This is a genomic window from Streptomyces murinus (assembly GCF_002154555.1).
Classification (GTDB): Bacteria; Actinomycetota; Actinomycetes; order Streptomycetales; family Streptomycetaceae; genus Streptomyces; species Streptomyces murinus.
In genome coordinates this window covers 332-3,709 of sequence record NZ_MUNF01000948.1, presented here as the reverse complement: position 1 = coordinate 3,709, position 3,378 = coordinate 332, and the positions used below count along the sequence as shown (strand labels likewise).

The 3,378-nt window shown below is 71.6% G+C and carries 3 protein-coding genes and 1 pseudogene (1 of these 4 running past the window's edge); 3 read left to right on the top strand and 1 reads right to left on the bottom strand.

Going from position 1 to position 3,378, the window contains the following annotated elements; genetic code table 11:
* Positions 1 to 3: 3 nt before the first annotated feature.
* A complete protein-coding gene (locus tag CCN72_RS36820) occupies positions 4 to 582 on the top strand; it encodes a hypothetical protein (RefSeq protein ID WP_086812654.1) in 579 nt (192 codons plus the stop codon).
* Positions 583 to 810: 228 nt separating this feature from the next.
* Here the strand turns inward: CCN72_RS36820 and CCN72_RS36815 are convergent, their stop codons facing one another.
* A complete protein-coding gene (locus tag CCN72_RS36815; protein WP_244174674.1) occupies positions 811 to 1,266 on the bottom strand; it encodes a hypothetical protein in 456 nt (151 codons plus the stop codon).
* A gap of 246 nt (positions 1,267 to 1,512) precedes the next feature.
* Here CCN72_RS36815 and CCN72_RS36810 point away from each other — a divergent pair, with 246 nt between their 5' ends.
* Together CCN72_RS36810 and CCN72_RS36805 are read left to right on the top strand one after the other, a co-directional pair.
* Positions 1,513 to 2,022, top strand: coding sequence for a DinB family protein (locus CCN72_RS36810; RefSeq protein WP_244174673.1), 510 nt, complete (start codon positions 1,513 to 1,515; stop codon positions 2,020 to 2,022).
* Positions 2,023 to 2,377: 355 nt separating this feature from the next.
* Positions 2,378 to 3,378: pseudogene (locus CCN72_RS36805) on the top strand (family 2B encapsulin nanocompartment shell protein) (it continues 315 nt past the right edge of the window).

The following is a 3,378-nucleotide window of genomic DNA, read 5'->3' as shown; positions in this document are numbered from 1 at the left end:
CGTCTGTCGTTCCGGAACGACCGCACCGGAACCGCGCTCGCCGTGTCGGCAGGCATCGACACGCACACCAGGCAGGCGCGCGCTCTCGCGTCCCTGCGCATCCTGACCGGGTCCGTCTTCCTGTGGGCGTTCCTCGACAAGACGTTCGGCCTCGGCTACGCCACGGCGTCCGGCAAGGCCTGGATCGACGGAGTGTCCCCGACGAAGGGCTTCCTCGGCTCCGTCGCCGTGGGCCCCCTGCGGTCTACGTTCCACGCGTGGGCCGGTGCCGGCTGGGCCGACTGGCTGTTCATGCTGGGCATGCTCGGCATCGGCGCGGCCGTGACGGCCGGCGTGGCGCTACGGCCGGCCGCGGTCGCGGGCACCGCCATGATGGCCCTGATGTGGGCCGCCGAATGGCCGCCCGCCAGGCATCTGGCCGACGGCTCGCCGAGCATGTCGACGAATCCGTTCGCCGACTATCACCTGATCTACGCGGTGGCGCTGATCGCCGTGGCGGCGGTCGGCGCGGGCACCACATGGGGCCTGGGCCGCTGGTGGGCCGGACTGCCGGTCGTCCGCGACCACGTGTGGCTGCGCTGACGTCGGCCGGGCGGCTGCACGGCCGGGCTCATCGGGCGGGCGGCCACGCGGCGGGGCACACCGGGCGAAGAGTTCACCGGGCGAAAGGCTCGTCGTGCGGAGGGCTCACCGGGGGAAGGGCTCGTCGGGACTTCTGCCCGGCGGGCCCGGCCGTGCGTCGGCCCGGCCACGCGTCGTCCCGGCCACGCGTCGTCCCGGAGCACCCGGCCGCGCGCCCGCCCGCGTCGCTCAGCAGCCGTCCCGCTCCGGCTCGATCGTCACCTTGCTGCCGGACCTGCGCACCTGGGTGTCCGTATAGGTGTTCCTGCTGACCTGGTACCAGACACGGTCCCGGGAGCGCTTGCCGCCCACATCGTCCAGCATGACGCACCAGCGCTCCTGGTGGATCACCCGGCGGTAGGTCTCGGTGCCCCGCCGCACCTTGGTGCACACGGTCGTCGACCTGGTCGTGTACCAGGTGCGCTTCTTGCTGCCGCGCCCGGACGTGTGCCGCACCTGCCTGGATCCGGAGTGGCATTGCCTGACCAGGTGCGGCCGGGTCGCGAGCCTGCTCGTCGCCGGCACCCGCCGGGTGGTGTCCAGCAGTCCCGACACCTTCCGCGGCTGGCCGGAACAGCCCCCGAGCACGGCCGCGACGACCAGGACCACCGCGACGAGCGCCGTCCGGCGTATGTGGTGCTGCACGTTCCTCCTCCATTCGCCACCCCGGGAGAGAACGACCACCTCGCGCTCCCGGCCGGTGTGAGCCCCCGGGAGTATGACGGACCACCGCCAAGATTCCGAAACCCGCCGCGCACCGGCGACGACGACGGCCCCACCCAGGGATCCCCGGGAACCGCCACCCTGAGGCCGACCGAGCCGCCCGAATATCGGCGAACCCTCCGCACGGGCAAGCCCATTCAGGAACCCTGTCTGACCATGAACGGACATGTGAGCGAATCGATTCCGAGCGGTGAGGTCGGGACTCTTCTCCGGGTTCTGGACGGCCAGCGGCGCCACGTCCTCGGCATCCTCGACGGGCTCGACCCGAAGGACCTGCGACGCCCCGTGCTGCCGTCCGGCTGGCACTGCCTCGGGATGGTCCAGCACCTCACGCTGGACGTGGAGCGGTTCTGGTTCCGCGCGGTCGTCGCCGGGGACGAGACGGTCGTCCGGGGCCTGACGAGCGGCGACGCGGCATGGCGGGTGGCCCCGGACACGCCGGCCGCCGATGTGCTCGAACGGTACCGGCGGGAGGCGGAACGCGCCGACGCCGTCATCACCACCACCCCCGCCGACGCCCCGCCTGCCTGGTGGCCCCGCGATCTCTTCGGCGAACCGCACCTGCACACCCTGCGCGACGTCCTGCTGCACGTCATCACCGAGACCGCGTGCCACGCCGGCCACCTCGACGCGGCCCGTGAACTCCTCGACGGCCGCCGCTGGCTGGTCCTCACCTGAGGATCCCGGCCCGGCCTTCGACATGAAATCGAACACGGGCGGCCGGTCCACGACGCGCCTTGGCTTGATCATGTACGGGCGCGACGCGGTGATCGTCTTGTGCGGCCCGCCGCGTCCCGCCCCGGCCTCCGCGACGGTGGCGTAATGCCATCCATCGGCCCGATAAACCGTGTTCAATTTTTTATCACCGCTTCGAAGTAAGCGCGTCAGCATTCCGGAGGCACGGCCTGACCGGCCATTACGGTCCTCTGCGTGGGCGGGTCCCCGAGATCCTCCCCTTCCCCATTCCTCCCTTTCGCGGTCGGCGCCCCCGCGCGCGTCGACCGCCCTGTCACGCAAGGAGAGGCCCACCCCGATGACCGTCGACAGCAGCCCGGCGCCCCGGACCGTATCGGCCGCACCGCAGCAGTCCCTGAGCACCGCCGCCGCCCGCAACCTCGCCACCACCACCAAGTCCGCCCCGCAGATGCAGGAGATCACCTCCCGCTGGTTGCTGCGGATGCTCCCCTGGGTCGAGACCAAGGGCGGCGCCTACCGGGTCAACCGGCGGCTGCGCCACACCCTGGGCGACGGACGCATCGAGTTCGTCCAAGAGGGCGCCGCGGTCCGGGTGATCCCCCGCGAACTCGGTGAACTGGCCCTGCTGCGGGGCTTCGAGGACCTCGACGCCCTCACCGCCCTCGCCGACCGCTGCACCCAGCGCGACTTCGCCGCCGGCGAGGTCCTGGTCGAACGCGGCACGCCCGCCGACCGCATCCATATGATCGCCCACGGCCGGGTCAGCCAGACCGGCCACGGCCAGTACGGCGCGGAAGTCGCCCTCGCGGTCCTCGCGGACGGCGAGCACTTCGGCGAGGAAGCCCTCCTGGACGGCGACTCCCGCCACGCCTACACGGCCACCGCCCAGACCTCCGGCACCCTCCTCACCCTCTCCCGGGCCGACTTCGCCGCCGTACACGACTCGGCGCCCAGCCTGCGGACCCACATCGAGCGGTTCAGCTCCACCACCCGCAAACGGCAGAACAAGTACGGCGAGGCCGAGATCGCCATGTCGGCCGGTCACGTCGGCGAGGCCGAACTGCCGCACACCTTCGTCGACTACGAGCTGAACCCGCGCGAGTACGAGCTCTCCGTCGCGCAGACCATCCTGCGCGTCCACACCCGGGTCGCCGACCTCTACAACGGGCCGATGAACCAGACCGAGGAGCAACTCCGGCTCACGGTCGAGGCGTTGCGGGAGCGCCAGGAGCACGAGCTCATCAACAACCCCGAGTTCGGGCTGCTGCACAACGCGGACTTCAAGCAGCGCATCCAGCCGCACTCCGGGCCGCCGACCCCGGACGACATGGACGAACT